The organism is Butyrivibrio sp. FCS006 (genome assembly GCF_000424525.1).
GTDB lineage: Bacteria > Bacillota > Clostridia > Lachnospirales > Lachnospiraceae > Butyrivibrio.
The window spans coordinates 249,645-275,152 of the sequence record NZ_AUKB01000012.1 but is presented as its reverse complement, the minus strand read 5'-3'; the positions used below and the strand labels follow the sequence as shown (position 1 = coordinate 275,152).

The 25,508-nt window shown below is 45.5% G+C and carries 22 protein-coding genes and 1 tRNA gene; 15 read left to right on the top strand and 8 right to left on the bottom strand.

What is annotated here, in order from left to right:
- Nucleotides 1–6: 6 nt before the first annotated feature.
- A complete protein-coding gene (locus G633_RS0104290) occupies nt 7–633 on the top strand; it encodes a methylated-DNA--[protein]-cysteine S-methyltransferase (protein WP_026519176.1) in 627 nt (208 codons plus the stop codon).
- A gap of 40 nt (nt 634–673) precedes the next feature.
- On the opposite strand, the gene G633_RS0104285 is transcribed toward G633_RS0104290, so the two are convergent.
- The 4 genes from G633_RS0104285 to G633_RS0104270 form a co-directional block, all read right to left on the bottom strand.
- The gene (locus tag G633_RS0104285) at nt 674–2,023 is read right to left on the bottom strand and encodes an MATE family efflux transporter (protein ID WP_026519175.1); all 1,350 of its coding nucleotides are present in this window, start codon (nt 2,021–2,023) and stop codon (nt 674–676) included.
- Nucleotides 2,016–3,476 carry a ribosomal protection-like ABC-F family protein gene (abc-f, locus tag G633_RS17350; RefSeq protein WP_051199932.1) on the bottom strand — a complete coding sequence of 487 codons (1,461 nt, stop codon included), beginning with the start codon at nt 3,474–3,476 and terminating at the stop codon, nt 2,016–2,018. The genes G633_RS0104285 and abc-f overlap by 8 nt, the downstream gene beginning before the upstream one ends.
- A gap of 20 nt (nt 3,477–3,496) precedes the next feature.
- Entirely contained in the window at nt 3,497–4,771 is a 1,275-nt protein-coding gene (locus tag G633_RS0104275; protein ID WP_026519174.1) for an MFS transporter, read from the bottom strand.
- 347 nt (nt 4,772–5,118) lie between these two features.
- Nucleotides 5,119–6,249 carry an SLC13 family permease gene (locus tag G633_RS0104270; protein ID WP_026519173.1) on the bottom strand — a complete coding sequence of 377 codons (1,131 nt, stop codon included), beginning with the start codon at nt 6,247–6,249 and terminating at the stop codon, nt 5,119–5,121.
- Between the two features lie 107 nt (nt 6,250–6,356).
- Between G633_RS0104270 and G633_RS0104265 the strand changes: the two genes are divergently transcribed.
- The 5 genes from G633_RS0104265 (at nt 6,357) to G633_RS0104245 (ending at nt 9,923) form a co-directional block, all read left to right on the top strand.
- Complete coding sequence (locus G633_RS0104265) at nt 6,357–6,797, top strand: LytTR family DNA-binding domain-containing protein (protein WP_026519172.1); 441 nt, start codon at nt 6,357–6,359, stop codon at nt 6,795–6,797.
- A gap of 1 nt (nt 6,798) precedes the next feature.
- Nucleotides 6,799–7,272, top strand: coding sequence for a DUF3021 family protein (locus G633_RS0104260; RefSeq protein ID WP_035770666.1), 474 nt, complete (start codon nt 6,799–6,801; stop codon nt 7,270–7,272).
- Between the two features lie 111 nt (nt 7,273–7,383).
- Nucleotides 7,384–8,067 carry an ABC transporter ATP-binding protein gene (locus G633_RS17345; protein ID WP_035770662.1) on the top strand — a complete coding sequence of 228 codons (684 nt, stop codon included), beginning with the start codon at nt 7,384–7,386 and terminating at the stop codon, nt 8,065–8,067.
- A gap of 15 nt (nt 8,068–8,082) precedes the next feature.
- Nucleotides 8,083–8,874 carry an ABC transporter permease subunit gene (locus G633_RS0104250; RefSeq protein ID WP_026519170.1) on the top strand — a complete coding sequence of 264 codons (792 nt, stop codon included), beginning with the start codon at nt 8,083–8,085 and terminating at the stop codon, nt 8,872–8,874.
- Nucleotides 8,875–9,074: 200 nt separating this feature from the next.
- A complete protein-coding gene (locus G633_RS0104245; protein WP_026519169.1) occupies nt 9,075–9,923 on the top strand; it encodes an AraC family transcriptional regulator in 849 nt (282 codons plus the stop codon).
- 188 nt (nt 9,924–10,111) lie between these two features.
- Here G633_RS0104245 and G633_RS0104240 read toward each other — a convergent pair.
- A tRNA-Arg gene (locus G633_RS0104240) sits at nt 10,112–10,185 on the bottom strand.
- 65 nt (nt 10,186–10,250) lie between these two features.
- Here G633_RS0104240 and G633_RS0104235 point away from each other — a divergent pair.
- From G633_RS0104235 to G633_RS0104195, 9 genes are all read left to right on the top strand, one after another.
- Nucleotides 10,251–11,315 carry an extracellular solute-binding protein gene (locus G633_RS0104235; RefSeq protein WP_026519168.1) on the top strand — a complete coding sequence of 355 codons (1,065 nt, stop codon included), beginning with the start codon at nt 10,251–10,253 and terminating at the stop codon, nt 11,313–11,315.
- Nucleotides 11,316–11,317: 2 nt separating this feature from the next.
- A complete protein-coding gene (locus G633_RS17335; RefSeq protein ID WP_051199928.1) occupies nt 11,318–13,063 on the top strand; it encodes a sensor histidine kinase in 1,746 nt (581 codons plus the stop codon).
- Nucleotides 13,041–13,805 carry a response regulator transcription factor gene (locus G633_RS0104225; RefSeq protein ID WP_026519167.1) on the top strand — a complete coding sequence of 255 codons (765 nt, stop codon included), beginning with the start codon at nt 13,041–13,043 and terminating at the stop codon, nt 13,803–13,805. The genes G633_RS17335 and G633_RS0104225 overlap by 23 nt, the downstream gene beginning before the upstream one ends.
- Nucleotides 13,806–13,918: 113 nt before the next feature.
- A complete protein-coding gene (locus G633_RS0104220) occupies nt 13,919–14,131 on the top strand; it encodes a helix-turn-helix domain-containing protein (RefSeq protein ID WP_022767961.1) in 213 nt (70 codons plus the stop codon).
- Between the two features lie 2 nt (nt 14,132–14,133).
- Nucleotides 14,134–15,408 (top strand): HipA domain-containing protein, encoded by a 1,275-nt coding sequence (locus G633_RS0104215; RefSeq protein WP_026519166.1) that lies wholly within the window; start codon nt 14,134–14,136, stop codon nt 15,406–15,408.
- Between the two features lie 154 nt (nt 15,409–15,562).
- A complete protein-coding gene (locus G633_RS0104210) occupies nt 15,563–16,987 on the top strand; it encodes a hypothetical protein (protein ID WP_026519165.1) in 1,425 nt (474 codons plus the stop codon).
- 79 nt (nt 16,988–17,066) lie between these two features.
- On the top strand, nt 17,067–18,893 hold the full coding sequence (locus G633_RS0104205; protein WP_026519164.1) for an ABC transporter permease: 1,827 nt from the start codon (nt 17,067–17,069) through the stop codon (nt 18,891–18,893).
- Nucleotides 18,894–18,895: 2 nt separating this feature from the next.
- Complete coding sequence (locus G633_RS0104200; protein WP_026519163.1) at nt 18,896–20,542, top strand: ABC transporter ATP-binding protein; 1,647 nt, start codon at nt 18,896–18,898, stop codon at nt 20,540–20,542.
- A 143-nt stretch (nt 20,543–20,685) separates the two neighbouring features.
- The gene (locus G633_RS0104195) at nt 20,686–23,196 is read left to right on the top strand and encodes a clostripain-related cysteine peptidase (RefSeq protein ID WP_026519162.1); all 2,511 of its coding nucleotides are present in this window, start codon (nt 20,686–20,688) and stop codon (nt 23,194–23,196) included.
- A 64-nt stretch (nt 23,197–23,260) separates the two neighbouring features.
- On the opposite strand, the gene G633_RS0104190 is transcribed toward G633_RS0104195, so the two are convergent.
- The 3 genes from G633_RS0104190 to G633_RS0104180 are packed head-to-tail and all read right to left on the bottom strand — an operon-like array spanning nt 23,261 to nt 25,503.
- Nucleotides 23,261–24,070, bottom strand: coding sequence for a YlmH/Sll1252 family protein (locus G633_RS0104190; RefSeq protein WP_026519161.1), 810 nt, complete (start codon nt 24,068–24,070; stop codon nt 23,261–23,263).
- Nucleotides 24,051–24,551 (bottom strand): NUDIX hydrolase, encoded by a 501-nt coding sequence (locus G633_RS0104185; protein ID WP_035770654.1) that lies wholly within the window; start codon nt 24,549–24,551, stop codon nt 24,051–24,053. The genes G633_RS0104190 and G633_RS0104185 overlap by 20 nt, the downstream gene beginning before the upstream one ends.
- A gap of 1 nt (nt 24,552) precedes the next feature.
- Nucleotides 24,553–25,503, bottom strand: a complete 951-nt coding sequence (locus tag G633_RS0104180; protein ID WP_022767953.1) for a 3'-5' exonuclease — start codon at nt 25,501–25,503, stop codon at nt 24,553–24,555.
- Nucleotides 25,504–25,508 lie beyond the last annotated feature (5 nt).

Genomic DNA, 25,508 nt, shown 5'->3' with positions numbered 1-25,508 from the left:
TATTTCATGAAAACAAGAGAAGAAGCTTTAAAATACGGATTATCTTTTCCGGATACTTATCAGGAAGCGCCATTCCACGATCCTAACTGGCAGCTGGTGCGATATAAGTATAATAAAAAAGCATTCCTTTGGACTTATGAACGAGAAGGGTTTATAAATCTCAATGTGAAGGTTGATCCCGAGACGGCTTTTTTCTGGAGAAAGGCTTACAGCTCAGTTATCCCCGGATACCATCAGAATAAGGAGCATTGGAATACAATCATCCTCGATGGAAGTATCCCGGATAAAGACATAAAGCTCATGATTGCTGAGAGCTATGACCTAATAGCAGATTCTCCGACTAAGAGAATCTATGATGCTGTTGCGAGAATCCCAAAAGGCTGCGTTGCAACTTATGCCCAGGTTGCGGAAGAAGCCGGGGATAGAAAGATGGCAAGAGCAGTAGGAAATGCTCTTCATAAAAACCCTGACCCCAGCACAATTCCCTGTCATCGTGTAGTAAACTCAAAAGGCGAACTTGCCGGCAACTATGCATTCGGCGGAGCATGGAAGCAGGGAGAAATCCTACAATCTGAAGGCGTTGAAGTCAAAGACGGAGTTGTTGATCTGAAAAAATATCAATGGAAAAAATAAGAGAAACCCGGAAGCTGTTTTGTCAGCATCCGGGTTTTATTTAGTCCATCTCATCTCTTGTAATATTCCTTGCCCACTTGTGACTGTAGAAGTGCTTAAGCACCCAGGGCCATTTCACAAACTCATCTGTACAGAGCAGGAAGAATACTACCTTTACCGGGAGCTTAAAGACAAAGGCTGCAAGAAGTCCCAGTGGTACAGCGTAGCACCACATGTCTATGGTGTCGCAGATAAAGCCGAATTTGCTGTCACCCCCGGCTCTGAAGATACCGGCGATAAGGCAGGTATTTACTGCAGTTCCCATGATATAGTAGGTGCTGATAAGAAGCATGAACTTCAGATAATCAAGAGCCTGCGGAGTGAGGGAAGCGTGGGTAAGTGCAAAGGGCATGACGAGAGCAACAACTATTCCGCCGAGGATTCCTGCCAGGATAGTCAGGCGAAAGAGCGTGTGTGCTGCCTTTATTCCTTCATCTCTCTGACCGCTTCCAAGGATCTGACCTACTATGATGCCAGTAGCTGAAGCCATTCCGAAGCAGAAGACTGTTCCGAGGTTTCGCACGACATTTGTAATGGAATAAGCTGCAACCATGTCATTTCCAAGGTGGCCGATTATCACGGAGTACATGGAAAAAGCCAGTGACCAGGAGAGGTCATTTCCTATAGCCGGAAGAGCCATGGAAAAGAAATCCTTTTCCAAAAGTCTGTGTCTTTCAAACATGGGTTTTAGCGACAGCTTAACTTCAGCACCGAAGGAAACAACGATGCAGAATAATAGCTGTATCAGTCTGCTTAATGTAGTTGCGATTGCAACACCGATAACACCCAGCTTTGGAACGCCAAAAAGTCCGAAGATAAACACAGCGTTTAAGCAGACATTTACCAAAAGAGCTGTGGTCTCTATCACAGTACTTGTTCCGACTCTGCCGATGCACCTCAGGATAGCCATGTACACTGCACTTATAGCCCAGAACAATAGGCCCGGTGCAATGAAGCGAAGGTACCTGGCACCAAGTTCTATAAGTACCGGATCAGAAGTGTAGATATACATCAGCTTTTGAGGTATCGTCATACAGAAAAATGCACCCAGGGCAGCAACCGACAAGGAAAACTTAAGGCCGATTCCCTCGATCTTTTCGATGGTCACAAGATCGCCTTTGCCATAATACTGTGCTGCCAGCATTGCGATTCCTGTACCAATCCCGTAGAGAAGCATAAACAGAATTCCTACAAGAGAGTTTGCAAGGGACACGGCACTTATGGCATCCTGACCAACATAGTTAAGCATCAGTACATCCGCGCTGTTAACCGATGCGTCGATGATATTCTGAAATATGATGGGCAGAGCAACTACCCATATTTTTCTGTATAAAGATTCTTTGTTATTCACTTTTTATTATCTTTCCGTCTTGAATCAAAAGCTTTTCAGTAGCAACATGTTCCACGAAAGTCTTATCGTGGGAAACGAAGATAAGAGTTCCCTCATATTCCATCAGGAGTTTTTCCAGTGCTTCGATTGATGGGATATCGAGGTAGTTGGTGGGCTCATCCAGTATCAGGAAATTCACATCCGACACAAAGAGCATTGCAAAGGACAGCTTCATCCTTTCGCCGCCGGATAAGTCAGATGCCTTCTTCTGAATATCTCTTTCTGTTAAAAGAAGTCTCGCAAGAATTATACGTGCGATGCTTTCCTTCTGGATACTGACATCCCTGACATTTTCAAGAACCGTTTTGTCCATATCGATCTGGCTCATGTTCTGTCTTGCATAGCCGATCTTTGCACCGGGAACAACATAGATGCCTTCTCTCTTATTGATGAGTTCAATAAGCGTAGTCTTTCCTGCTCCGTTATCTCCGACAAGAGCTACCTTAGCTCCATTTTTAATTATAAAGTCTGCATTATCAAAAATCAGCTTTTCATCATATCCAAAGAAGAGGTGTTCTCCTCTTATGACGATAGGATTTCTCGGAGGATTGGTGAGGCGAAAGTCAGGACGGGCAACCGGCTCTTCCTTGGGCTTTTCCTTGACCTCCATGTGCTCAATCCTCTTGAGCACGTTCTCTGCACTCTTTTCAAGACTGCGCGCCTTATCCTCGGGCTTTCTGTTTCCGCAAAGAGCAATGGCTTTAGCCTCGCTGGATGTCAGATTCTTTGGCTTTTTCACAACGCTTTTTGCCTTGGCTTTTTTCTGCATGTAGACTCCCTGAAGTCTTTTCTTCTCAGCCTGGTAATTCTCATACTCCGCGTACTGGCTCTTTTTCAAAAGAGCTTTCTGCTCAAGATAGTCATCGTAATTGCCGTCAAAGAAATTCAGCTCCCCGAAGGAAACTTCTACAATCCTGTCACAGACTGCGTTTAAGAGTGCTCTGTCATGGCTTATCAGGACAAGAGTCTCGATCTCGGATAATCTCTTTTTCAAAAGTTCGACACCTGCGCTGTCCAGGTTAGAGGTTGGCTCATCAAGAAATGCCACGGCCCTCTGACTGGAAAAGAGCTGTGAAAGTCTTATCCTTGTATTCTCACCGCCGCTGACATTCTCCTGCCAGAGCTGATCTGATACGCCGAGTTTACCGGCTTCTGAGTAGTCGGCATCGTCATAGCTTAACCCATCTCCAAACTGCTCAAAATAAAAGGGAGTACAGTACTGGGAAACCTTGCCACGTGTGGGCTCGATGCTTCCGGATAACACTTTTAAGAGAGTTGTCTTTCCTGCGCCGTTTATTCCGACAAGCCCGACCTTCTCGCCTTCGTAGAGGTAGAACCTTTCAAAGTTTAGAACTGTCTGCTCGCCATAAGTTACTTCTATATTTTCTGCTTCAATCAGTAATTTTTTAGACATTAACGCCTCCTTTCGAAGGATTACATATTTCTGTTATAAATCTTTTTAACGTGTTCTCTGTTTCCGCCGATGATCAGGATGGCAGCAACAACACTGGCAAGTTCAAACAGCAGCAGTACTGCTCGCTGATCCATAACCAGTGTAAGAGACCCGGCAAGAAGTTCAGCGATAAGAGAGCCTGAAGTTGAGAGCACCTGGAATGCGCCGTTGAATCTTCCTTTGTTCTCGTCGGGAACGTAGCTCTGGGTGGAAGAGATCCTTATGGTATAGCTAGTAACTCCGCCGACACCCACAAAGAAGCTCAGTATCATCGCAACACGTAATGGGGTATAGAGATAGAGCCCTTCAAATATTCCGATCATGATGTAAACAAAAAGCGCGATATAAAACTTATTGCCGGCATCAAGCTTTTTCTTGTAATGGAAAGCGCCGCCCAGAGCTCTTCCCACAAAGCTCATGCCGAATACCAGCATGAACAGGTATTCGCCGTTTTCAAAATTCCCTTTAAAGTAGGGAAGGCAGATTACATTTGATGCGCCTCCTGCCATGGAACTGAACAGGAAGTAAATGGCAATCGCCATAAGTCCTTTTTCGGAAAAGAGATATCTAAAGCCTTCCTTAATGTCGACTAGGACACGGGAGACTTTTGAAAGATCTTCACCTTCAATGCTTTTCTTTTGTTTCTCAATGTATTTTTCTTCAGCTCTGATCTGGGTTTCCAAGGTTGCAGCAACTAAAAAGCAAACTGCGTTGATCATAAGAAGTGGTCCCATACCAAAGAGCTTATAGAAAAAGGTCGCTACCGGTACCATGAATATGGCAAAGGTCTCAAGGACGCTGGCGATGGAATATGCCTTTGAATAATTTCCCTCAGATATAAGCAGCGGATAAAAACTGTCGTAAGCAACCATGTAGATACTGTTTACAGATCCTACCGTTAAACTAAACAGAGCAAAGAGCGGGAAATTAAACCATCCGTGGGAGAGCAGTATTCCAAGTAGCAGATATAAGCCGCCCATCATAAAGTCCAGAGTGTAGATCATCTTTTTTCTCGAGAACCTGTCCAGTATTGCGCCTGAAATGATAGGAACGATGAGCTGCGGAACAGTGTAGGTCATAAGGTAGATCGCGTAGAGCATTGTGGAGCCGGTGTAATCCAGCACCATAAGGCTAAGGGCAAATCCCGCCATGCTGTTTCCCAGCATGGAGACTACGCTGCCCACGGTTATTATTGTGAAGTCCCTTGTCCACAGGGGCTTTCTTATTTCTAAATCATTCGAATCTGTCTTTTCCATGATGTCCTCCTAAGTAAGTCGAAATATAAAACAAAAAGATCCATTTGCATCACGCAAACGGACCTTGTCTATCTCGAAATCTAATTATCCCGGTGTTTTGGTATTTAAGCTATGGCACAAAAAAAGCACCTATCCGGAATTAGAAAAGATCTGCAATAGAATGATACGATTCGCGCAACGCAAATAACACCCTCGCGGGTCAATTACTGCTATTACTTACTGAATCAATATCACCTATTCAACATCCCTCTCTACCTCCAAAATTGTGCTTGGGAAACTAACCACTTACATTTGTAACATGTTTATTTGCCTTCGTCAACAAAAATCAGAAACTAATTTACGAAGGGTCATAAACTTCTGATAATTACGTATGTCAGAACCAGAGCAATCAGGAACACTACATTCACTGCGGTGAAAACCAGAAGATACTTTCCGCTGTTTTCTTTGTATTCCTTGCTGTAGGCTTTATAAGAAATAAGCGAAGCCATAGAAGCAATGAGTGTTCCAAGGCCGCCTACGTTAACTCCGATAAGCAGTGACTTGTAGTTAATAGTAAAGCCGGAGAGCATAAGAGTTGCAGGGACATTACTGATTATCTGGCTGAGCGCAACGGATATTCCAAACTCGCGACCAATCAAGACTTCTTGTAGGAACGAACTGATAACTTCAATTCTGCCCATGTTTCCGGTGAAGATGAAAAATCCGATGAAGGTCAGGAGCAGAATATAGTCTGCGCGGAAGAGAATCTTGTAATCCATTCCTCCAACAATGACAAGAACAATGATCGCAAATACATACCAGGGAAGGATCCTTACTACTGTTAAAAGAGCTATCGCAAAAAGCACAGCGTAGATGATGATCTGGCGCTTACTTCCGAAGTGACTGGTGATGGAAGAATTGTTGCTCTTCATAAGGCTCTTTTCCCTGCCCGGTATGATGAGGAGGCCGAGAACAAGGAGAATTGCAGAGACAAGAGAAAAGGGCAGCATGATCAGGACAAAGTGGTCAAGGCGCATGCCTGTAAGTCCGTACAGATACAGGTTCTGGGGATTACCGATGGGAGTAAGCATACTTCCCAGGTTTGCTGCAACTGTCTGAAGAACAACGGTTGGGATCATCATGTCTTCTCGTCCGCAGTCATGAAGTATCATCAGAGCAAAGGGCACAAAGGTGATGAGCGCCACATCGTTGGTGATCAGCATGCTTCCGAAGAAGCACATGAAGATCAGCATCGCTGCTAGCTGCCAGCTCTTTGTGACTTTGGATAAAAGAAATCCCGCAATCCTGTCAAATACTGAATTCTCTTTAAATCCCTGGATGATCACCATAAGTCCCCAGAGAATTCCCAGAGACCTGAAATCTATATAGCCAAGGTACTCTTTGCCCGGGTGAACAAAGAATGCAGAGATAATGGCCAGTATCCATGCGATACACAGAACGGTGTCGATTTTTCGTATATTTTTAAAAACTCTTCCCATGTTTTTTTCCTCGAATTCTAAATCTCAAAACGACGAAATAATACCACAAAAATGTGTCTTTTTGCAAGGATTACATTGTGTTATGTTAGTTATAGGGAGAAACGGCCATGAATATTGACATTCAGAAGATCACTGAAGGGGAAGAGAGCATTGTCATCAGGTACAAGGAACCGAGCCCTACAGTTGAGAGAATAATAGGAATATTGGAAGGCAGCGACGGCAAGCTCTGGGGCAGAACAGAGTCGGGGAGCGTCTCCATTGAACTGGGAGACATCTTATATCTGGAAACGGTGGACGACAAGCTCTTTGCATATACGACAGATGTTGTGGCCAGGATCGAAGGGACACTGGTTTCCTTTATGAATGAGGTTAAAGATGAGACGTTTTTCAGGTGCAGCAAATCCATGATCATAAATGTTGGAAAGGTCAGGGCACTAAAGAGCCTTTCCTCCAACAGGATCGACGCCACCATGGAAGGCGGAGAGCACATCATGATATCAAGAAGATACGCTGTGGATTTCAGAAGACTATTGAAAGGAGAAAGATGAGATGGGTGATAAAAAGAAAGACAAGTCGCGAGTTACCTTGTGGGAGCTCTATCTCACAAAAGAGATCGGCATAGAATTTAAGGCCTGTCTCTACTTCTTTGCTATACTGTTCTTCTACTGCGTGGTGAGGATCATCGGCGGCTTATTTGTTGCAGATATGCTGCACATGCTGGAGATGATACTTGCGTGCTATGTTATAGGATACATCCAGGTTTATCTGTTATGGAACTTTGATGAGGCGGATAGTCTTGGGGGAAAAGAGCTGTTGGGAATGGTGATATGCACTGCGGTTTACAGCGCGCTGTCATATGCATTTGGGTGGTTTGACAGAAAGCCCATGGCAACGCTTATCTTTGCTGCTTATCTGATGCTGACTTACATCTGCGTTTACTTTATCTATAAATCGAAGCGCTATATTGATGATAAAAGACTCAATGAGGACCTTCGGATCTTCCAGTCCGAACATAAAAAGTGAATCTTAGGGGAATTAAAGTGCACCTTGCGGGAACAGCCATTGTTCCCGCTTTTTCTTTGTGTTAATCATAAATTAGAGATACGAAAATGATGAAAAACAGGAGGGGAAAATATGAGTAGTGTGGTTGAAATTAAAAATCTTACAAAGAGCTACGGAAAAAACCGCGGAGTCATAGATGTCTCTCTTAGCATTGAAGAAGGCGATATATTCGGGTTTCTTGGGCCAAACGGTGCCGGAAAGTCTACGACAATCCGCTCTATGCTGGGATTTCTTAAGATCAACAGCGGAGAAATAAAGATACTTGGAATGGACAGTATTAAGCAGCATGAGGAGATTCTAAGAAATGTCGGCTACATGCCATCTGAAGCCTGGTTCTACGATTCCATGAAGGTTAAGGATGTCATTAAGTATGCAGCGGATGTGAGAGGCCTTGACTGTTCTGCTGAAGCTGAGAAATTATGTGAGCGATTAAAGGTTGATAAGGATAAAAAGATCAAGCAGCTCTCTTACGGAAACAGAAAGAAGGTCAGCATAGTTTGTGCAATGCAGCACAGGCCAAAGCTCTTTATATTTGATGAGCCGACCGGTGGTCTGGATCCTTTGATGCAGAGGACGTTTTTTGAACTGGTTAACGAATACGTTGACGAGGGGGCGACATGTCTTTTGTCCACACACGTACTTACTGAGGTCAACAAATACTGCAGGCATGCGGCCATCATGAGAGAGGGAAGGCTCTCCATACTTGAAGACGTTGGAATTGATGACGATACGTTCCTTAAGTTCTATGAAGATTAAAGAAAGGAGGCAGCTATGAAACACATATTACTTAGAGAATTGAAGCTTAACTTAAAGACATTTCTTATATGGAGTTTATCGGTAGGACTCATGGGCCTTGTCTGCATCCTTCTTTATCAGAGCATGGAAGGGGACATGAAGGACATGGCGGATATGTTCTCCAACATGGGAGCATTTTCCGACGCTTTTGGTATGAGTACCTTGAGCATTGCAACGATTGAGGGATTTTTTGCGACGGAGGTCGGCACGGTACATGGCCTTGGAAGTGGCATGTTTGCTGCAATTCTGGCGATCGACATTCTGTCCAAGGAAGAGGATAAGCACAGCGGAGAGTTTCTGTTCTCGCTCCCGGTTTCAAGGAGCAAGGTCCTTGCAGCAAAAGGCGCATGCGTGGTTATCCTGCTTACGCTGTTTACTGTAATCTGCGCTGTATTCTATGTTTGCGGTTTTGTTTATCTTGGGGAAGATGTTCCGACTCAGGAATTTTCTGCATTCATGCTCAGACAGTTTCTGATGAACATCGAGACAGCAGCAATATGCTTTGGAATCTCTGCTTTTTCCGGAAAGAGCAAGATGGGTATGGGACTTGGAATTGTGCTGCTTTGCTATGTGTATGATCTTATGGGACGAGTTGTTCCGGACCTTAAGGATTATCTCTTTATCGGACCATACTCTTACGCGAATGCATCTGAGATTTTCTCTGGAATAGAAGTAGAAGCCGTGGCTCTTGTTATGGCAGCTCTAGTCACCATCTGCTGCGCAGCCCTTGCGTTCATTGTGTTCAATAGAAGAGACCTCGCCAGCTAAAATGACCCCTAACCCCCGTCCCCAGGGTCCATTTTTGAGCCCTAGGGACGGAGTCAGGGGCTCATTTTTTGCTTACGCTTTGAGTCACTGGGGACGTTTCAAATTGACTCACTTTGATCAGACAAAAGTGAGCACTTTTTGTCGGGAGAAGTATGTACAAGACCTCTATACTGAAGTTACAATCAAGTTGGAGGTTACTTATGAACTGGACAAAGATCATTGAAGATGCCATCAGGTTTATCGAGGAGAATATCACTGAGGAGCTGACGGTTGGCAGGATTGCTCAGGAAGTGAATACATCCGCATTCTATTTCCAGAAGGGCTTTTCCATGCTGTGCGGATACACTGTCGGTGAATATGTCCGGATGAGGAGGCTCTCTCTTGCAGGAGAAGAACTGACTTCATCAGACATTAAAGTGATAGATCTGGCAATAAAGTATGGCTATGACTCGGCAGACAGCTTCACCAAGGCATTTACAAGATTTCACGGAAACACTCCAACTGATGTAAGACAAAATGGTGCAAGCATTAAAGCTTTTGCGCCGCTGCACATTAAACTGACATTAGATGGAGGGAAAACAATGGAATACAGGATTGAGAAAAAACCGGCATTTAAAGTAATGGGCGTTTCGAAGATCATTGATTATGGTAATGGCTACAGCACAATACCTAAGTTCTGGGATGAGGTATTTGCCAGTCCCGCAAACAAGATCATGGGCGTGTACGGAGTGTGCCTTGATGATGAAATCAAGGGTGATCAGTTCCGCTATATGATAGCTGATGATTACAATGAGGACCTGGCAACAGAAAACGGTTATGAGGTAAAAGAGATCCCGGCGCATACCTGGGCTGTGTTCCCATGCAAAGGTGCAATGCCACAGGCTCTGCAGAGCGTCAACACACAGGTCTTTAACGAATGGCTTCCTGCTAGTAGTTATGAGATAGCTGCAGGTTTTAATATTGAATTCTATACTGATGAAAAGAAGTATGCACTTGGAGCACAGGATCCCGAATATTACTCTGAGATCTGGGTTCCGGTAAAGGCGTAAGCACAAAATGAGTCAAAGTGAAACGTCCCCGTTGACTCATTGACTCACAAGCCATGCGCGACGAGGAAGCAGAGCTTCCTCTCCGCGGGCTGTCGCCCTATAAAAAAATAGATGATCCGACTCGATTGTGAGTAAACTCCCACGAGTCGGATCATCTATTTTTTTGCATGGCTTGTAGCCTTCGCGAGTGTTCCCGATGCGATTCGAACGCACGACCTTTCGCTTAGGAGGCGAACGCTCTATCCTGCTGAGCTACGGAAACATGCACTAAGTATATTATCACAATGCGCTTTGTAAATCAAGGCAGGTATGTAGTAGAATAGGACCATGAGACATGGTAAAAGAGATTTCGGAAAACGCCTGAAGGCCATAATGACAGCGACTTTACTAGCGGCAGTTATGCTGCTTCTTTCGGCGTGTGCAGGATCGGAGAGGAAGCAGGAGATTGAGGAGCTCTCAAGCAGCTATGCTGTACCTCAGGAGAAGCAGCTCATTGTCTATACTTCCCACAAGGAAGAGGTGTATCTGCCGATCATCCGGGAGTTTGAAAGCCGCACCGGGATCTGGGTTGAACTTCACACAGGCGGTACAACGCAGATGTTTTCCGAAGTAAAAGAGGCATCGGAACAAGGTCGCTGCGACATTATGTTCGGCGGCGGTATCGAGAGCTATGAGGCGGCAAAAGATCTTTTCATGCCCTATGAGCCTGTCGAGAGGAGCGCACTGGATCCTGATTATGTGGATGATGAGGACCGCTGGATTCCATTTACCGAGCTCCCCATTGTATTTGTCTACAACAAGAAACTGGTATCCTACTCAGAAATCCCCACTACCTGGGAGGAGCTCTTTGACAGCAAGTGGAAGGGGCAGATTGCCTTTGCTGATCCAAATAGTTCAGGAACCAGCTATACAATATTATCCACCATGGAGCAGCTCTTTAATGAAGAGCCACAGAGCCTTGTACCGAGGTTTTATGGGCAGCTGGAAGGAAGGATCCTCCCTTCCTCAGGACAGGTCATTCCCGAAGTTTCGGATGGAAGCTTCCTTATAGGAATAACTCTGGAGGAGACAGCCAGAAAAGCCATGGATCAATATGAAGATATTTCCATGCTCTATCCGGAGGACGGAACTAGCGCAGTTCCCGACGGCATTGCCATGGTAAAGAACGCTCCCCACAGTTATAACGCGGGCAAGTTCATCGACTTTGTGGTTTCCTACGACACCCAGAGATACGCCACCGAGAACTTCTACAGAAGATCTGCAAGGAGTGATGTGGGCAGCAAACGTGGAAATACAGAGACCTTCATAAAATTTGATGTAGAAAAATCCGCCAGGGAAGAGGAAGAAGTCTTTTCCCTCTGGAATGCCCTCGCCGGGCAGGAAGGAGAGTGAGTATGGGCTTTGTGAGACAATCCTTCAAGCGGCAGATTTTCGTGGTGTTCCTTGCAGTGACTCTTTTCCTTGTAATATTCGGAGGCGTCCTGACAATCCAGGGTTTCCAGGCCAGGATAAGGAGCGACTACGAAAAGAGAGATGCGGAGCAGGAAGCCGTAGCTATAGGCAAGATAAATGACATTTTGGCAAAATCGGAGCAAACCCTGGATGCTATTGCAGACAGTGAAGTACTTATAAACTCCTTCTACAAAGGAAGGAAGAATTCCATCGCCATCTATGCCGATCTCTACGAGGCAACCAGACAGGTGCGCTCATTTGCGCAGGTGGATCTTTACATGGGAAGTCGCTGCATGTATTCAACTGCCAGCGGCTCTAAACCCGCAGCTCTTCCGGATTATTACGGCGTGATCAGGCAGGCAGTACAGGGAGGAGGCCATACAGTCTTTTCCCAGGATATAAGTAGTAGCACAGGAGACGAAGGTGATTTCCTCATAGCAAGACTGATGGTGGATAAAGAGGAGCCGGGAGTAGCTCTTATCAGGATCGATCAGCAGGTGCTCAGAGATCAGCTTTCAAGTTCTATAAACGCAAGAGACGGCTTTATGCTGACGGGGAGCTTTCTTGAGCCGTACTGCCTGGTGGGTACAGCTGAGGATGGAAAAGACCTTTCAGCAATCCGCAGCAATCTGCAAAGCGGAAAGCCATATACCGAGGGTTTTCAGAAGAATATTTACATAAAGCAGCTGGGGAACACAGAGCTTCTCGGAATATACGTTACGCCTCCGGTCTTCGATGAATCCGCAGTAAGGGCCAGTTATCAGATCATCATTTTCCTGGCTATCATCAGCGTTCTTATCTGCCTTATAGTTGCAAACCGAATGAGTAACTATGTGGCCAAGCCCATCGGAACGCTGGCAGCAGGCATGAGACGCTTTAGAAAGGGCGACTTCGATGCCAAGATCGAGCTGAGCAGAGAGGATGAATTCGAGCAGCTTGCTGTTGGCTTTAACAAGATGACTACCCAGTTAAAAGACACTATGGAAGAGCGAGTGGCTGCTGAGCGAAAGGTCAACGAGACCAGGATCGAGATGATGCAGGCACAGTTAAATCCGCACTTTTTGTATAACACCTTAGATACCATCAAGTGGGTTGCCAAGGCAAATCATGTGCCGGAGGTTGCAACCATGTCGGCGTCTCTTGCCGGGATCCTACGGACCAGTATTTCCCAGACTCAGTTTGTAAGGCTCTCGGAAGAGATCAAGCTGATCCAGAACTACTGCGACATTCAGAGGATAAGGTTTGACGATAAGTTTGACATTACCATAGATATTCCTGAGGATGTGATGCAGGCTATAATACCGAAGCTTATCCTGCAGCCCATCATAGAAAACGCCATTATTCACGGCATGGATGATATGGACAATGGCCACATCTACGTGGCTTCCATCAAAGAAAAGGGTAAGGACGGATCCCCTGACCTTCTTAAGATTTCCGTTCAGGACAACGGAAAAGGCATCAGCGATGAGATGCTGAATGCCCTTAACAACGATGATCCGGAAACATTAAAGGGACATCTTGGTCTTAACAATGTGAACACCATCATTAGACTTTACTACGGCAAGGAGTACGGAGTTATGGCCGTAAGACCGTCGGAGGGTGGAACCATCATGATAGTTACAATTCCTTATTCGGAAAAAGAGCCGGTGAAGGAAGAGGAGAGAAATGACAAAAGTACTGATAGTTGATGATGAAAAATATGTGCGTATGGGAATAAAGAGTGAGACCGACTGGGCCCTTATAGGGTGCGAAGTTGTCGGCGAAGCTGCCAATGGCATTGAAGGTCTTGAAGCAGCAGAGACTCTGCGCCCGGACCTTGTGATCTCGGACATCCGCATGCCCAAGATGGACGGCATAGAGATGGCAGAGAAGATCATCGAGAAATGCCCGGGAACAAAGGTGATATTCCTTACAGCCTATAATGAGTTTGAGTATGCAAGGCAGGCTATACGTATCGGAGTGTCGGATTATCTTTTAAAACCTTTCCAGGACGGTGAGCTTGAGGGCTCAATCCAGAGGCTCCTTCATCTGCACCCCAATGCGCCGGCATCAAACGCAGAGCTTGAGGAGCAGCTGATTCCGCTTAAGACGAAAGATGAGGTCTCAAACCGCTACGTTCAGACAGCCATTGAATATATCGAGAATAACTATGTTGACTCGGGCTTTAGTATCACCAAACTTGCCGAGGCCATGAGCGTAAGCGAGGGGCATATTTCAAGGCTTTTTAAATCCGAGACCGATCAGTCCATAAACAACTATCTCACCAGATACAGGATAAAAAAGGCCATGGACTACCTGAAGGATGTAAACGTGAAGGTCTACGAAGTGGCAGAGAAAGTGGGTTATTCTGACATCGCCTACTTCTCCAACACCTTTAAAAAACTGGTGGGCAAAAACCCTTCCGACTATCAGACCAAAGGGCTCGAATAATAACTTGACTTAGCCGTACGACGAAGATTATACTTGAATCAGATAAATTTGTTCGTACGGCTAATTTTGTGCCCGGATATAAAAACTTGTTCGTACGGCGAAGAGGAGATGCCATGAAGATAACCGATGCAAAGAGTTTTGGAATTGCACTTAGGAAGCGCAGAAAGGAACTTGGCTACACCCAGAGCTATATCTCTGAGTTTACAGGCTTTAGTGTAAGCTTTCTTTCTGACCTTGAGAACGGCAAGAGCACAGCGGAACTTGGAAAAGCACTTTATTTGGCAAGTATCCTTGGGCTTGATCTGACTATGGAAGCAAGGGGATAAAAATGAGAACATACAACGTTGGTCTTGAGATAGGCGGGAAACAGATAAAAGTAGGAACAATTGAAGGAGAGTCCTCAAATAACGCGCAGTTTAAGTATTCTGAGGAGTTTCTGTCAGGCTCTTTTGCACATCCGATATCAATATCGTTGCCCTTACAAAAGGAGCCTTTTTCTCATGAAGCAACCCGGATTTTTTTTGACGGCCTTTTACCCGAAGGTTTCATGCGCAGAGCAATTGCGGGAAATATGCACTTTGATGAAGGAGATTATCTTTCAATCCTTTATAATCTGGGAAAAGAGTGCCTTGGCGCCCTCAGGATCTACCTGGATGAAGAAGATAAAGACATTTCCTATGAGCCGCTTTCTGCAAAACAAGTGGAAGAACTTGCATCAGAGGGAGCGACAAAATCTACGGAACTGGTGATAAAGACCCATCTCTCACTCACCGGAGCATCAGGCAAAGTGGGGCTTTATTATGATGACAAAGAAGACTCGTGGTATCTGCCGGTGGGGCTTGCTCCCAGCACTCATATAGTAAAACAGAGTCATATAAGGCTTGATGGAATCGTAACCAATGAGCAGTTATCCATGCTTACTGCTTCAAAATGCGGAATAAAGATTCCTCAAAGTTTCATCATAAACATGGGAAAAGGTTTGGATTCTCAGGTGCTTTTTGCAACGAGAAGATATGACAGGACCTTCGAAGGGGCAGAAGAATATGTTGATGGTCTGAAGCTGCCCCATAGAATCCATCAGGAAGACTTTGCCCAGGCTATGGGAATTGCCTCTTTTGACAAATATGAAAAAGAAGGGCAAAACTATGCGCAGAGAATGTTTGAGATACTAAGGCTCTACGCAATCAATCCGCTGGAGGATCAGCTTTCATTGTGGAGAAGGATTGTATTTAACTACGTAATAGGAAATACAGATTCTCATATCAAGAATTTTTCTTTGCTTTACAAATCTGACCTCTCAGGGGTAAAGCTGGCTCCGGCTTATGATGTTATAGGGACGCTGATTTATGAAAGTGCAACCAGAGAAATGTCTTTTAACATAGGCGGAATCAGGAATATTGATGATGTGAAAAGAGACAGTTTCAGGGCAATGGCAGGAATGGTCGGACTTGGAGAAAAACCTGCGCTCAGGGTATATGATGAAGTGCTGGAAGGATTCGAATCTGCCATAAGGGAAGCATCGAGGGAACTTTCCGACATCGGATTTGAAAATGCCACAAGCATAGGTGACCGAATTCTTTATAGCAGGAAAAGAATAATTTAATAAAATTTGTCATTTTTTTACAAATAATATCAGAATTGTCATCTCAAAATAATTATTAACAAAATCTACAATGTACTTACAGAGCAAACAAACGCCCGTAAGTACATTTTTTTGTACTAAAACAAAGGGTTAATGTAAAAGGAGGAAATGAAAAGTGAAAAAGAAAGTATTATCTACAATCTTAACTTTCACAATGGTAGTTTCAGCGCTGGCTGGTTGCGGAAGCGCAGCAAGTACACCTGCAGCTACAACTGACACACAGGCAACATCTGATGCAGCACCTGCAGCAGACAACGCAGCACCGGCAGCAGTCACAGCAGCTGAGAGCGCACCTGCAGCAGAGCTCACAGGAATCGATGCCATCATCGCTGAGGCAGAGGGCATGACAATGGAAGAGCTTGCCAAGAAAGCTATCGAAGAGTCAAACGGAAAGACATTCTACGGTGTAGGAAACTCCAGCCGTGGTAAGTCAGCACTTCCTGTTTTCATCGAGTATCTTCAGTCTATCGATTCTTCATATTCAATGGAATTCGAGTGGCAGCAGCCCAAGAACAACAAGATCTTCGAGCAGCTTACATCCGATTCACTTAAGAGCGAAGGCACATTTGCCATGACTCTTATCCAGGACGGTAACCAGATCCAGTCAAAGATGGTTGACACAGACATCCTTAAGACTTTCGTTCCTAAGGAGTGGGCAGAGGCTAACGGAACAACAGCTGATGCTTACGAGGGATTCCTTCCTCTTCAGACACTTAACAAGGTATTCATGTACAACAATCAGGGAACAGCTACATACACAAACTGCTGGGACTTCGTATATGAAGGTTCACACCCTCTTTTCATGGGCGTTGACTCTGAGATTGTAGGAAAGAACTTCCTTATGATGCTCACAGAAGATAAGTACGCAACATGGCTTAAAGAAGCTTACGACAAGCTTGATGATACAAAGAAGGCATACTTCGAGCCTGAAATCCAGGCTATGCAGGCAGATGCCAGCGACCTCGGCCTTGGTGCAAACGGCGCTTACGCTCTTGCATGGATCAAGCTCTGGGTTAACAACTACAACGAGCAGACTGATGATGGCCCTATCTGCAACACACTTGTTGATGCATCAGCTAAGGATCAGTCAGGACTTCTTGTTTACTCAAAGCTCCGTTCAGTCGAGGAGTCAGCTACAGTATCAGTTAACAACATCAACGTAGCAGCTTACCAGGATGGCTACACAGGAATCGGCGGATACGGCTACTGCCACTACCTCTTCCTTACAAAGAACTCTCCTCTTCCTTGGACAGCATGCGCATTCATCGCATTCATGACATGCACAGAGGCAGGATTTGAGCCTTGGGGCAAAGATATGGGTGGATATTCATCAAATCCTAACGTTGCAAAAGAGGTTGAAGAGAAATTCCAGCACTCACAGGGCGGCGGAGATGAGTTCCCTGCAAAGAACGACCGTGGTTATGACTGGTGGACAACAACAGGCGAACTCGTTCTTGAGGATCCTGCATATTGCTCAGATGTTTCCTTCACAGTAGGAAGCTGGATCGACGTACTTGATCACTATGCTCCCGGCGAATGATAAGCAGCACTCGGTAATAATTTAAGATCTAAGGGGATGGAGCCATAAGGCTTCATCCCCAAAATATAGGAGAGATAACATGCAGACAATCGCAAAACCAGACAAAAGTGCGATTTTCAAGAATAAGGTAAAGACATGGTTTTCCCAACCTCAGAATATAATACTTTTGCTGTTTGGGATTGTTCTGACCTTCAGTACTGTCGCACCTATCATCGCAATTGTAAAAGACACATTTGCGATCCATCCCGGAACCATTGATCAGCATCTGACCAAAAGAGTATCCGGATACACAATAGTTAACTACACAGATCTTTTCACAAGTAAACTTGCAAAGACAAACCTCTGGATACCGCTTCTTAACACGGTCATCCTCTCAGTACTTACCTGCTTTATATCAATCCTGTTCGGCGGACTTTTTGCTTTCCTTGTAACAAGAACAGATATGAAGTTCAAAAAGTACCTAAGCTCCATCTTCATCTTCCCTTACATCATGCCTCAGTGGACACTGGCTGTTGTATGGCAGCACATGTTCTACTCAAACAAGATTACGGGAACATCTGATGGACTTCTGGCAGCAATCTTTAATGTGTACTTCCCACACTGGTGGTGCCAGGGAGTATTCCCAAGTGCCATGGTACTTGGACTTCACTACGCACCCTTTGCCTATATCCTTATAGGCGGTATCTTCAAGAACATGGATGCCAACCTCGAGGAGGCAGCAACCATCCTTGATACACCGAAGTGGAAGATCATGTTCAAGGTAACGCTTCCAATGATCAAGCCGGCTATTCTTTCAACAATCCTTCTGGTATTCGGAAGTGCAATGGGAAGTTACCCGGTACCACATTATTTGAGCCTTACAACACTTTCAACCAAGTACATCTCCATGAACAGTAAATACACCGGAGAAGCTTCAATCCTGGCAATCATCATGATGATCTTCGGCGTACTGATCCTTGGAATGAACCAGCTCTCACTTAAGAGCCGTAAAAACTACACCACTGTAACCGGTAAGTCAGGTCAGCTCACAAAGCTTACGATCGGCAAAGTCGGAAAATACCTTGTGGGAATCATTTTCATCATCATCACATTCTTCACAAGTATCTGGCCAATCGTTCTGTTCGCTCTTGAGACCTTCCTTCCAAACCCGGGTGATTACAGCTTCCTCTATACAGGAAACCTTGCACACCTGACCAACAAGTGGTGGGTAACAAACGAGAACATTACAGAGAACGGTATGTACGGTCAGCCGGGTATCCTCTATAACAAGACAATCTGGCATGCGTTCTTCGGAACATTGTTCCTGGCAGTTGTCTGTGCACTTATCGCAGGAACCATCGGAACTTTGATCGGATACGCCGTAGCAAAGAAGAGAAGAAATAAGTGGGCCAACTACGTAAACAACGTAGCATTCCTGCCCTACCTTATGCCTTCAATCGCAGTTGGAGCAGCGTTCTTCATCCTCTTCTCAAACGAGCACATCAATCTGTTTAACACATACACACTTCTGATCATCGCAGGTGTTGTAAAATACATACCATTTGCTTCGAGAAGTTCACTAAACTCAATGCTCCAGATTTCCAACGAGCTTGAGGAAGCAGCGATAATCATGAACACCTCATGGATAAAGAGAATGACCAGGATCATCATTCCGATCCAGAAGTCCTCTATCATAAGCGGATATCTTCTTCCCTTCATGACATGTCTTCGTGAGTTGTCTCTGTTCCTTCTTCTCTGCACACAGGGCTTTATCCTTTCAACTACACTTGACTACTTCGATGAGATGGGTCTTTACGCATTCTCAAGTGCCATCAACCTGATCCTCATCGTAACAATTCTTGTATTTAACACATTAGTAAACAAGCTGACAGGCGCCAGCCTTGACAGCGGCATAGGAGGAAAGTAATCATGCCGGAAATCATTTTAGAAAACATAACAAAGCGTTGGGGAAAGTTCTTCGGCGTAGATAATGTAAGCCTCAATATCCCGGACAATTCCTTTATTACACTTCTCGGACCTTCAGGCTGTGGTAAGACTACAATCCTTCGTATGATCGCAGGTCTTGAGACACCAACAGAGGGAAGGATTACCATCGGGGATAAGGTGGTTTTTGATTCAAACGCAGGTATCAACGTTCCTGCCAACAAGCGTAAGGTTGGATTCCTTTTCCAGAACTACGCCCTCTGGCCTAACATGACAGTTTACGAGAACATCTCTTTTGGTCTTAAGAACATCCACGAGGAAATGCCTGTACTTGACGTTGAAGCCAAGCAGGCAGGGGACCTTATAAGAGCCCTTCAGAATGGTAATAAGGTAAAAGAGATTGTTGAGGAGTGTCGTGATAAGAATGGCAAACTCGATGAGAACAAGGCTTACGTTAAGCTCATCGACAACTACAACCTCTCTATCTATACAGCAAAAGAGCTCTATGCTATGGGAATTCATACAGCCTCCGATGCATCAGCTGTTGCAAAGACCAAGCTTTCAGAGTATGAGAGCAAGCTCTCAGGCATTAAGAGCAGATATGAAAAAGAAGGCAAGAGCCTCAATGATAAGTACGAGGTAACAAAGAACGGAGAGCCTGTGATCGAAAACAGAAAGCTCTCCAAGGAGGAGATAGATTCAAGGGTTAGAGCATGTTCAAGGATCGTTAAGATCGGTATGTTCATGGACAGATACCCTGCAGAGTTATCAGGCGGACAGCAGCAGAGAGTTGCTATTGCCCGTACCCTGGCTCCGGAGCCACAGGTTCTTTTCATGGATGAGCCATTATCAAACCTTGATGCCAAGCTTCGTCTCGAGATGAGATATGAGCTCCAGAGACTCCATGTTGAGACAGGATCAACCTTCGTCTATGTAACACACGATCAGATGGAAGCTATGACACTTGCAACCAGGATCTGTCTTGTAAGCAACGGTGTGCTTCAGCAGTACGCTGCTCCTCTTGAAGTTTACAACAGACCTGCAAACCTCTTTGTTGCAGACTTCGTAGGAAATCCTTCCATGAACTTTGTTGATGCAAAGGGAACTCAGGGAAGTGACGGAAGTCTTTCTCTTGATATCCTCGGTGGAATCAAGGCAAGATTTGTTCCTACAGAGAAGATGGATCTTACAGAGTGGAGAGCAGCAAGGGATAAAGAGGCAGCAGATAAGGCTGAGTTCGAGAGACAGAGACTCCTTCAGAAGGGTGCTGTTGAGAAGAGCAACAAGGACGAAGTATTCAAATACCATGTACAGAAGGTGGAAGAGCAGGATGATTCAATCGTTGATGAGCCTGTTATCACTGACGAGGACTTCGTTATCGGTATCCGTCCCGAGGCAATTGACATCGATCCCAACGGAAAGATCGACACAACGATCTACGGTGCAATGCCCACAGGTATGGAGTCAACTCTTAAGCTTAAAGTAGGTGAGTTCCTTCTTACCAGCGTTATCTTCGGTGGCGTGATCTATCAGATCGGCCAGGAAGAGAAGATCAACATAAACGGAAAAGACATCCTCCTTTTCGATAGAAGATCAGGTAAACTCATCTGCGCAGGAAGTATTGAACTTTAATAAAAAAGACGCCAAGTAATTCTATAACCATAAAAAGAGCGGAAGACTAAGCCCACAGTCTTTCGCTTTTTGTAGTATGTTTATATATCGGGAATGTGATAAAATAGCTATGTACGACAATCTTTGACAAACGGGAGGCTATTATGGAAAACAGACCTGTAGGTAGAAAGAAAAATGTCACCGAAGGCGGCTCCGGCGTTCATAAAAGAGGAGAAGGACTGGGCACAGGCCCTGTCGGTAACAGTGCAGGTTATTCATCGGGATCATCAGGATCGGGCGGAGGCGAAGGTCCCCAGAGATCCGGCGGCAGAAGTCCGCTGTTTATGATCATCATCGTTTTATTCTTGGTACTCGGAGGTGGCGGAGGACTCTCGTCGCTTCTTGGAGGCGGAGGCAGCAGCATAAGTGATACTTCTCAGTACACAGCTCCTGCTCAGACGACTCAGACAGCGCCGGCCACTACTACAACCACGACACCATCTACATCCACCGGAACAGGACTTAGTTCATCCGGGTCACCCGGTATGTCCATTCTGGGATCTCTTCTTGGCGGCGGATATGGCTCATATTCAGGCGCAAGCTCAGGTTCATCGGCAGCCTGGAGTTCAGATGCCAACACAGGAAGGCTCAACACATCTGTATCGCCCAAGGCTCGTGATAAGAGAACCGTAATCAAGGGTAATGGTGAGGATGTAGTAACCATCATGGTTTACATGTGCGGAGCAGATCTTGAGTCCAGAAGCGCAATGGCCAGCAAGGACCTTCAGGAGATGATCGGCGCAAACCTCGGCGATAACATCAACCTCATCGTATATACAGGCGGAGCAAGGCAGTGGCAGAACAACGTTGTATCAAGCTCCACCAACCAGATATATCAGATAAAGAACGGCAACATGAAACTGCTTAAGGACAACCTCGGAAATGTTGCCATGACCAAGCCTGAGACACTCTCAAGCTATATCAGCTGGGCATCCAAGAACTTCCCGGCAAACAGAAATATCCTTATCTTCTGGGATCACGGCGGAGGATCCACCGGAGGATACGGCTATGATGAGAAGTTCCCTCAGGCAGGCGCAATGTCTCTTGGCGGCATAAATAAGGCCCTGAAGGACGGCGGTGTAACATTTGACATGGTGGGCTTTGATACCTGCCTTATGGCAACAGTAGAAAATGCCCTTGTTGTTTCAAATTACGCAGATTACCTCGTAGCTTCCGAGGAGACTGAGCCCGGTATCGGCTGGTATTACACAAACTGGCTTTCAGCTCTTGGAAAGAACACCTCCATGGAGACCACTCAGATCGGTAAGAATATCATCGATGACTTTACCGATGCCTGTGCAAGAAACTGCCCTGGACAGAAGACCACTCTTTCTCTAATAGACCTTGCAGAGCTCTCAGAGACAGTACCTCAGGAACTGGCAGATTTCTCCAGGGATACATCGGAGATGATAAACGGAAATGACTTCCAGACTGTATCAGGTGCAAGGAGCAGCACAAGAGAGTTTGCTCAGGCAAGGATCGATCAGGTTGACCTTGTGGATTTTGCAACCCGCATGGATACTGCTGAGTCAAAAGAGCTTGCATCAGCCTTAAGGGATGCCATTAAGTACAACAGAACCAGCTCCAACATGACAAACGCATACGGCCTTTCAATCTACTTCCCTTACAAGAAGTCAGGAAGCGTCCAGAATATGCTCCATGAGTATGACGACATCGGAATGGATGAGGACTATGCTAAGTGCATCAGTAGCTTTGCTTCGATGGGCACAGCAGGTCAGGTGGCAGCAGGCGGAAGCGCTACAGGAACTCCTGTAGGATCAATCTTCGGAGACTTCTCTGGAAGTACCGGTGGCAGCGGAGCAGGTTCAGCAGAGCTTATCACTCAGCTCCTTACAAGCTTTTTGTCCAGTGACTTTAGCAGCGTTTCAGGTCTCACACCTTCAAGCGGAGCGTTCATCGGAAAGAGCCTCGACGTTGAGAAGGCAGCAAGCTATATCGCAGAGCACAGGTTTGATCCATCAGCTCTTTTCTGGAGCACAAATGATGCAGGCGAGGATGTCTTAAAGCTTTCAGAAGATCAGTGGAGCATGGTTCAGGATCTTGAGCTGAACGTCTTTTATGATGACGGAGAGGGCTACGTGGATCTTGGACTTGATAATATCTTTGACTTTGACGAGGACGGAAACCTCAAGGTTCAGAACGATAAGACCTGGATCTCAATAGACGGACAGGTTGTTGCTTACTACGTTATCGATATCCAGGGAACAGAAGACAGCTATGCAATAACAGGCCGTGTTCCATGCTACATCAACGATGTAAGAAGTAACCTCATCCTGGTATTTGATTCCGAGAATGAGGACGGATATGTGGCAGGTGCTTGCTACGATTACGTAGAAGGCGAGACAGAGACAATAGCCAAGAACACAACAGAGCTTGCAGAGGGAGATGTCATCGACTTCGTATGTGACTACTACGGATATGACAAGACCTATCAGGACAGCTACTATCTTGGCGAACCCATGACAGTTAAGGGAAGCATGTCTGACATGAAGATCAGCAACACCTACCTTGGCGACGGAAAGGCACTTGTAACCTACAGATTCACTGATATCTATGGTCAGGATTACTGGTCAGAGGCCTTTGAAGTAGAATAAACCAGTCCATAATAAAAGCCATCACTTCGGTTTGAAGTGGTGGCTTTATTTATACCTTTTAGTATTAAACGAATTTCCTGACGTTTACAAAGAGCCTTCCTTTTCTGGTGGTTCCGGAGGGTCCGTCGTAGATGAACTTTCCGTGGCCTCTTACGGAAACCCTGCTCCCGGGTTTTAAGTCGTATCCACCGCTATAGGCTGTTCTTCCGTCTATAAAGACTGATTCTGCCTCAATGAGCTTCTGGGCTTCACTTCTCGATAAGTGATACACAAAAGCAATGATGGCATCGCACCTCTCAGAGGCAACACTTCCGCCAATCTCTTCAAAGGCCGGCCTTATGTTGCAGTCAGCTGAGCTGACCTTCTCACATTTTACCGAGGTGTGCCTTATTCTGACGAGCTCTTTGCAGATCATCTCTGCAATCTCAGTAGTGGCAAAGACAAAAGCTTCTTTATCTCCGGTAAGAATATCGCCGATCTGATCGCGCTCTATCCCCAGGTTCATCAGTGAACCAAGATAATCCCTGTGATTGAGGTCATCGGAGAACTTGCTATTAAGTGGTGTTATGTGTACGCAGGATAAAACCGATGGCTCAGCCTTTTCCGATAATAAAAAGGTCTCTTCATCCATATAATCCGGAAGGAAACATATCATTGCCCTCTCGGCGTCATCGAAACCTCCGTAGATCACGTAGTGAGAGCCGCAGTATTCATGGACATTTGACGATACGCCCTCGGATGCGAGCATCTTATAAAAGTGAGAGAGCTCAGAGAGTGAGAGGAAATCCGTGTGGGTCACAAAGCCGTTCTGGTAAGCTCTGTTTGCCAGATCCCTGACTCTTCCTGCAAGAAATTCAAAGCTCTTTTCTTCCAAGTGTAAGCTCCTTCCCGTTTAAGATTGCGAGCCTTAGATTGTCCTCTTTATCGTAGGCCATTTTCAGGGAAAAGAAATCTCTGCTCTCTTCAAGCTGTCTAAAGAAAATCTTATCTCCTTCCCAGAGATTTAGATCATAAACATCCTTCTTATCAACCCATTCAAGCTTACCTTCGCTGCACTCCTTGGGTTCTCCATCAGGACACTTTGCTGTAAAAAGACTCATCAGCTCATAGTCGCCCTTGTCGGATACGAAGGTAATTACTGCTCTGTAGGCAAATTCCTCTAAGGGAATATCAAAGCCTGTCTCTTCAAAAACTTCTCTTTTAACGCATTCTTCAGGACTCTCGGTGCCTTCAAAATGACCGCCCACACCGATCCATTTGTCCTTATTTATATCATTCTTTTTTGAAATCCTGTGCATCATGAGGTACTTATCATCACGTTCGAGATAGCACAGGGTTGTAAGTTGAAAATCCATGTCAGTCGTCGTTATCCTTGCTTTTTAGTCTCTTTTTTATTTTCCTGTGTTTCTTTTTCAGATCGTCCATGTCTTCGCCGGAGATAAACCTGCAGGTTTTGACCACATAGAGCTTGTCGTTCTCTGCCTTTTTGATGCGCACCTTAGCCTTCATATAGCCGTGCTTTTCGCAGTAGGCGACAGAGTAGTAGTGCTTGCCGTTGGGGGTGAACCACTTAACGACTCTCTTAAGGTTCTTTTTACAGAGGTAGCACTTGGTGCTCATGATCTCGATATTCTCAAGGATATCCTCCTTGTTGGCAAACTCACGGGAGATGTACTTCTCGTAGTTGTCGAAGGTTATCCGTATTTCCTGCTTCTTGGTCTTGGGGGTTACATAGGTGTCAAAAGAGATCCTGGTAAGGGCCTTTTCTCCGAGGCGCCCGAAGATCTTGGCTGTGTACTCAGCATCTGCAAGTGCTCTGTGGAACGGAATGTCCTTTTCAATTCCAAGCTCGTCGATGGCAGACTCAAGTCCTCTTCTGGATTTGCCGTTGTCGAAGGCCAGGCTGTAGAGCTTTTGTACATCATAGAAGGCAAGGGGTCTGTCGGACAAAAGAGGCATACCAAAGAAATCCAGATTGCGCTGGAATTCCGTAAGATCAAGTGGTCCCCAGGTGCAGAACTTGGGATCTTCCCCGCACCACTCCAAAAACTCTTTTGCTACATCCTGAAATCTCTCTCCCTGTTCAAGGTCCTCCATTGAGAGGTGGATGAGCTTACCGGTGATACGGTGCATGTGCTTGTGGACCTGAGGCTTGATGAGTCTTGCGAACTCATCGATCTTTTCTCTCTTTTCATTCAGTTTAACAGCGCCGATCTCAACGATCTCAAAGACCAGTGTCTTGTTATCTTTCGTCACCGGCGCATCACCCTGATTCCACTCAAGGTCAAAGACAATATAGTTACTCATGGATT

Excerpts from the sequence above, each read along its gene's own strand:
- G633_RS0104290 (WP_026519176.1), top strand. The coding sequence starts at position 7 with ATGAAAACAAGAGAAGAAGCTTTAAAATACGGATTATCTTTTCCGGAT.
- abc-f (WP_051199932.1), bottom strand. The coding sequence starts at position 3,476 with ATGTCTAAAAAATTACTGATTGAAGCAGAAAATATAGAAGTAACTTAT.
- G633_RS0104275 (WP_026519174.1), bottom strand. The coding sequence starts at position 4,771 with ATGGAAAAGACAGATTCGAATGATTTAGAAATAAGAAAGCCCCTGTGG.
- G633_RS0104270 (WP_026519173.1), bottom strand. The coding sequence starts at position 6,249 with ATGGGAAGAGTTTTTAAAAATATACGAAAAATCGACACCGTTCTGTGT.
- G633_RS0104265 (WP_026519172.1), top strand. The coding sequence starts at position 6,357 with ATGAATATTGACATTCAGAAGATCACTGAAGGGGAAGAGAGCATTGTC.
- G633_RS0104260 (WP_035770666.1), top strand. The coding sequence starts at position 6,799 with ATGGGTGATAAAAAGAAAGACAAGTCGCGAGTTACCTTGTGGGAGCTC.
- G633_RS17345 (WP_035770662.1), top strand. The coding sequence starts at position 7,384 with ATGAGTAGTGTGGTTGAAATTAAAAATCTTACAAAGAGCTACGGAAAA.
- G633_RS0104250 (WP_026519170.1), top strand. The coding sequence starts at position 8,083 with ATGAAACACATATTACTTAGAGAATTGAAGCTTAACTTAAAGACATTT.
- G633_RS0104245 (WP_026519169.1), top strand. The coding sequence starts at position 9,075 with ATGAACTGGACAAAGATCATTGAAGATGCCATCAGGTTTATCGAGGAG.
- G633_RS0104235 (WP_026519168.1), top strand. The coding sequence starts at position 10,251 with ATGAGACATGGTAAAAGAGATTTCGGAAAACGCCTGAAGGCCATAATG.
- G633_RS17335 (WP_051199928.1), top strand. The coding sequence starts at position 11,318 with ATGGGCTTTGTGAGACAATCCTTCAAGCGGCAGATTTTCGTGGTGTTC.
- G633_RS0104225 (WP_026519167.1), top strand. The coding sequence starts at position 13,041 with ATGACAAAAGTACTGATAGTTGATGATGAAAAATATGTGCGTATGGGA.
- G633_RS0104220 (WP_022767961.1), top strand. The coding sequence starts at position 13,919 with ATGAAGATAACCGATGCAAAGAGTTTTGGAATTGCACTTAGGAAGCGC.
- G633_RS0104215 (WP_026519166.1), top strand. The coding sequence starts at position 14,134 with ATGAGAACATACAACGTTGGTCTTGAGATAGGCGGGAAACAGATAAAA.
- G633_RS0104205 (WP_026519164.1), top strand. The coding sequence starts at position 17,067 with ATGCAGACAATCGCAAAACCAGACAAAAGTGCGATTTTCAAGAATAAG.
- G633_RS0104200 (WP_026519163.1), top strand. The coding sequence starts at position 18,896 with ATGCCGGAAATCATTTTAGAAAACATAACAAAGCGTTGGGGAAAGTTC.
- G633_RS0104195 (WP_026519162.1), top strand. The coding sequence starts at position 20,686 with ATGGAAAACAGACCTGTAGGTAGAAAGAAAAATGTCACCGAAGGCGGC.
- G633_RS0104185 (WP_035770654.1), bottom strand. The coding sequence starts at position 24,551 with ATGGATTTTCAACTTACAACCCTGTGCTATCTCGAACGTGATGATAAG.
- G633_RS0104180 (WP_022767953.1), bottom strand. The coding sequence starts at position 25,503 with ATGAGTAACTATATTGTCTTTGACCTTGAGTGGAATCAGGGTGATGCG.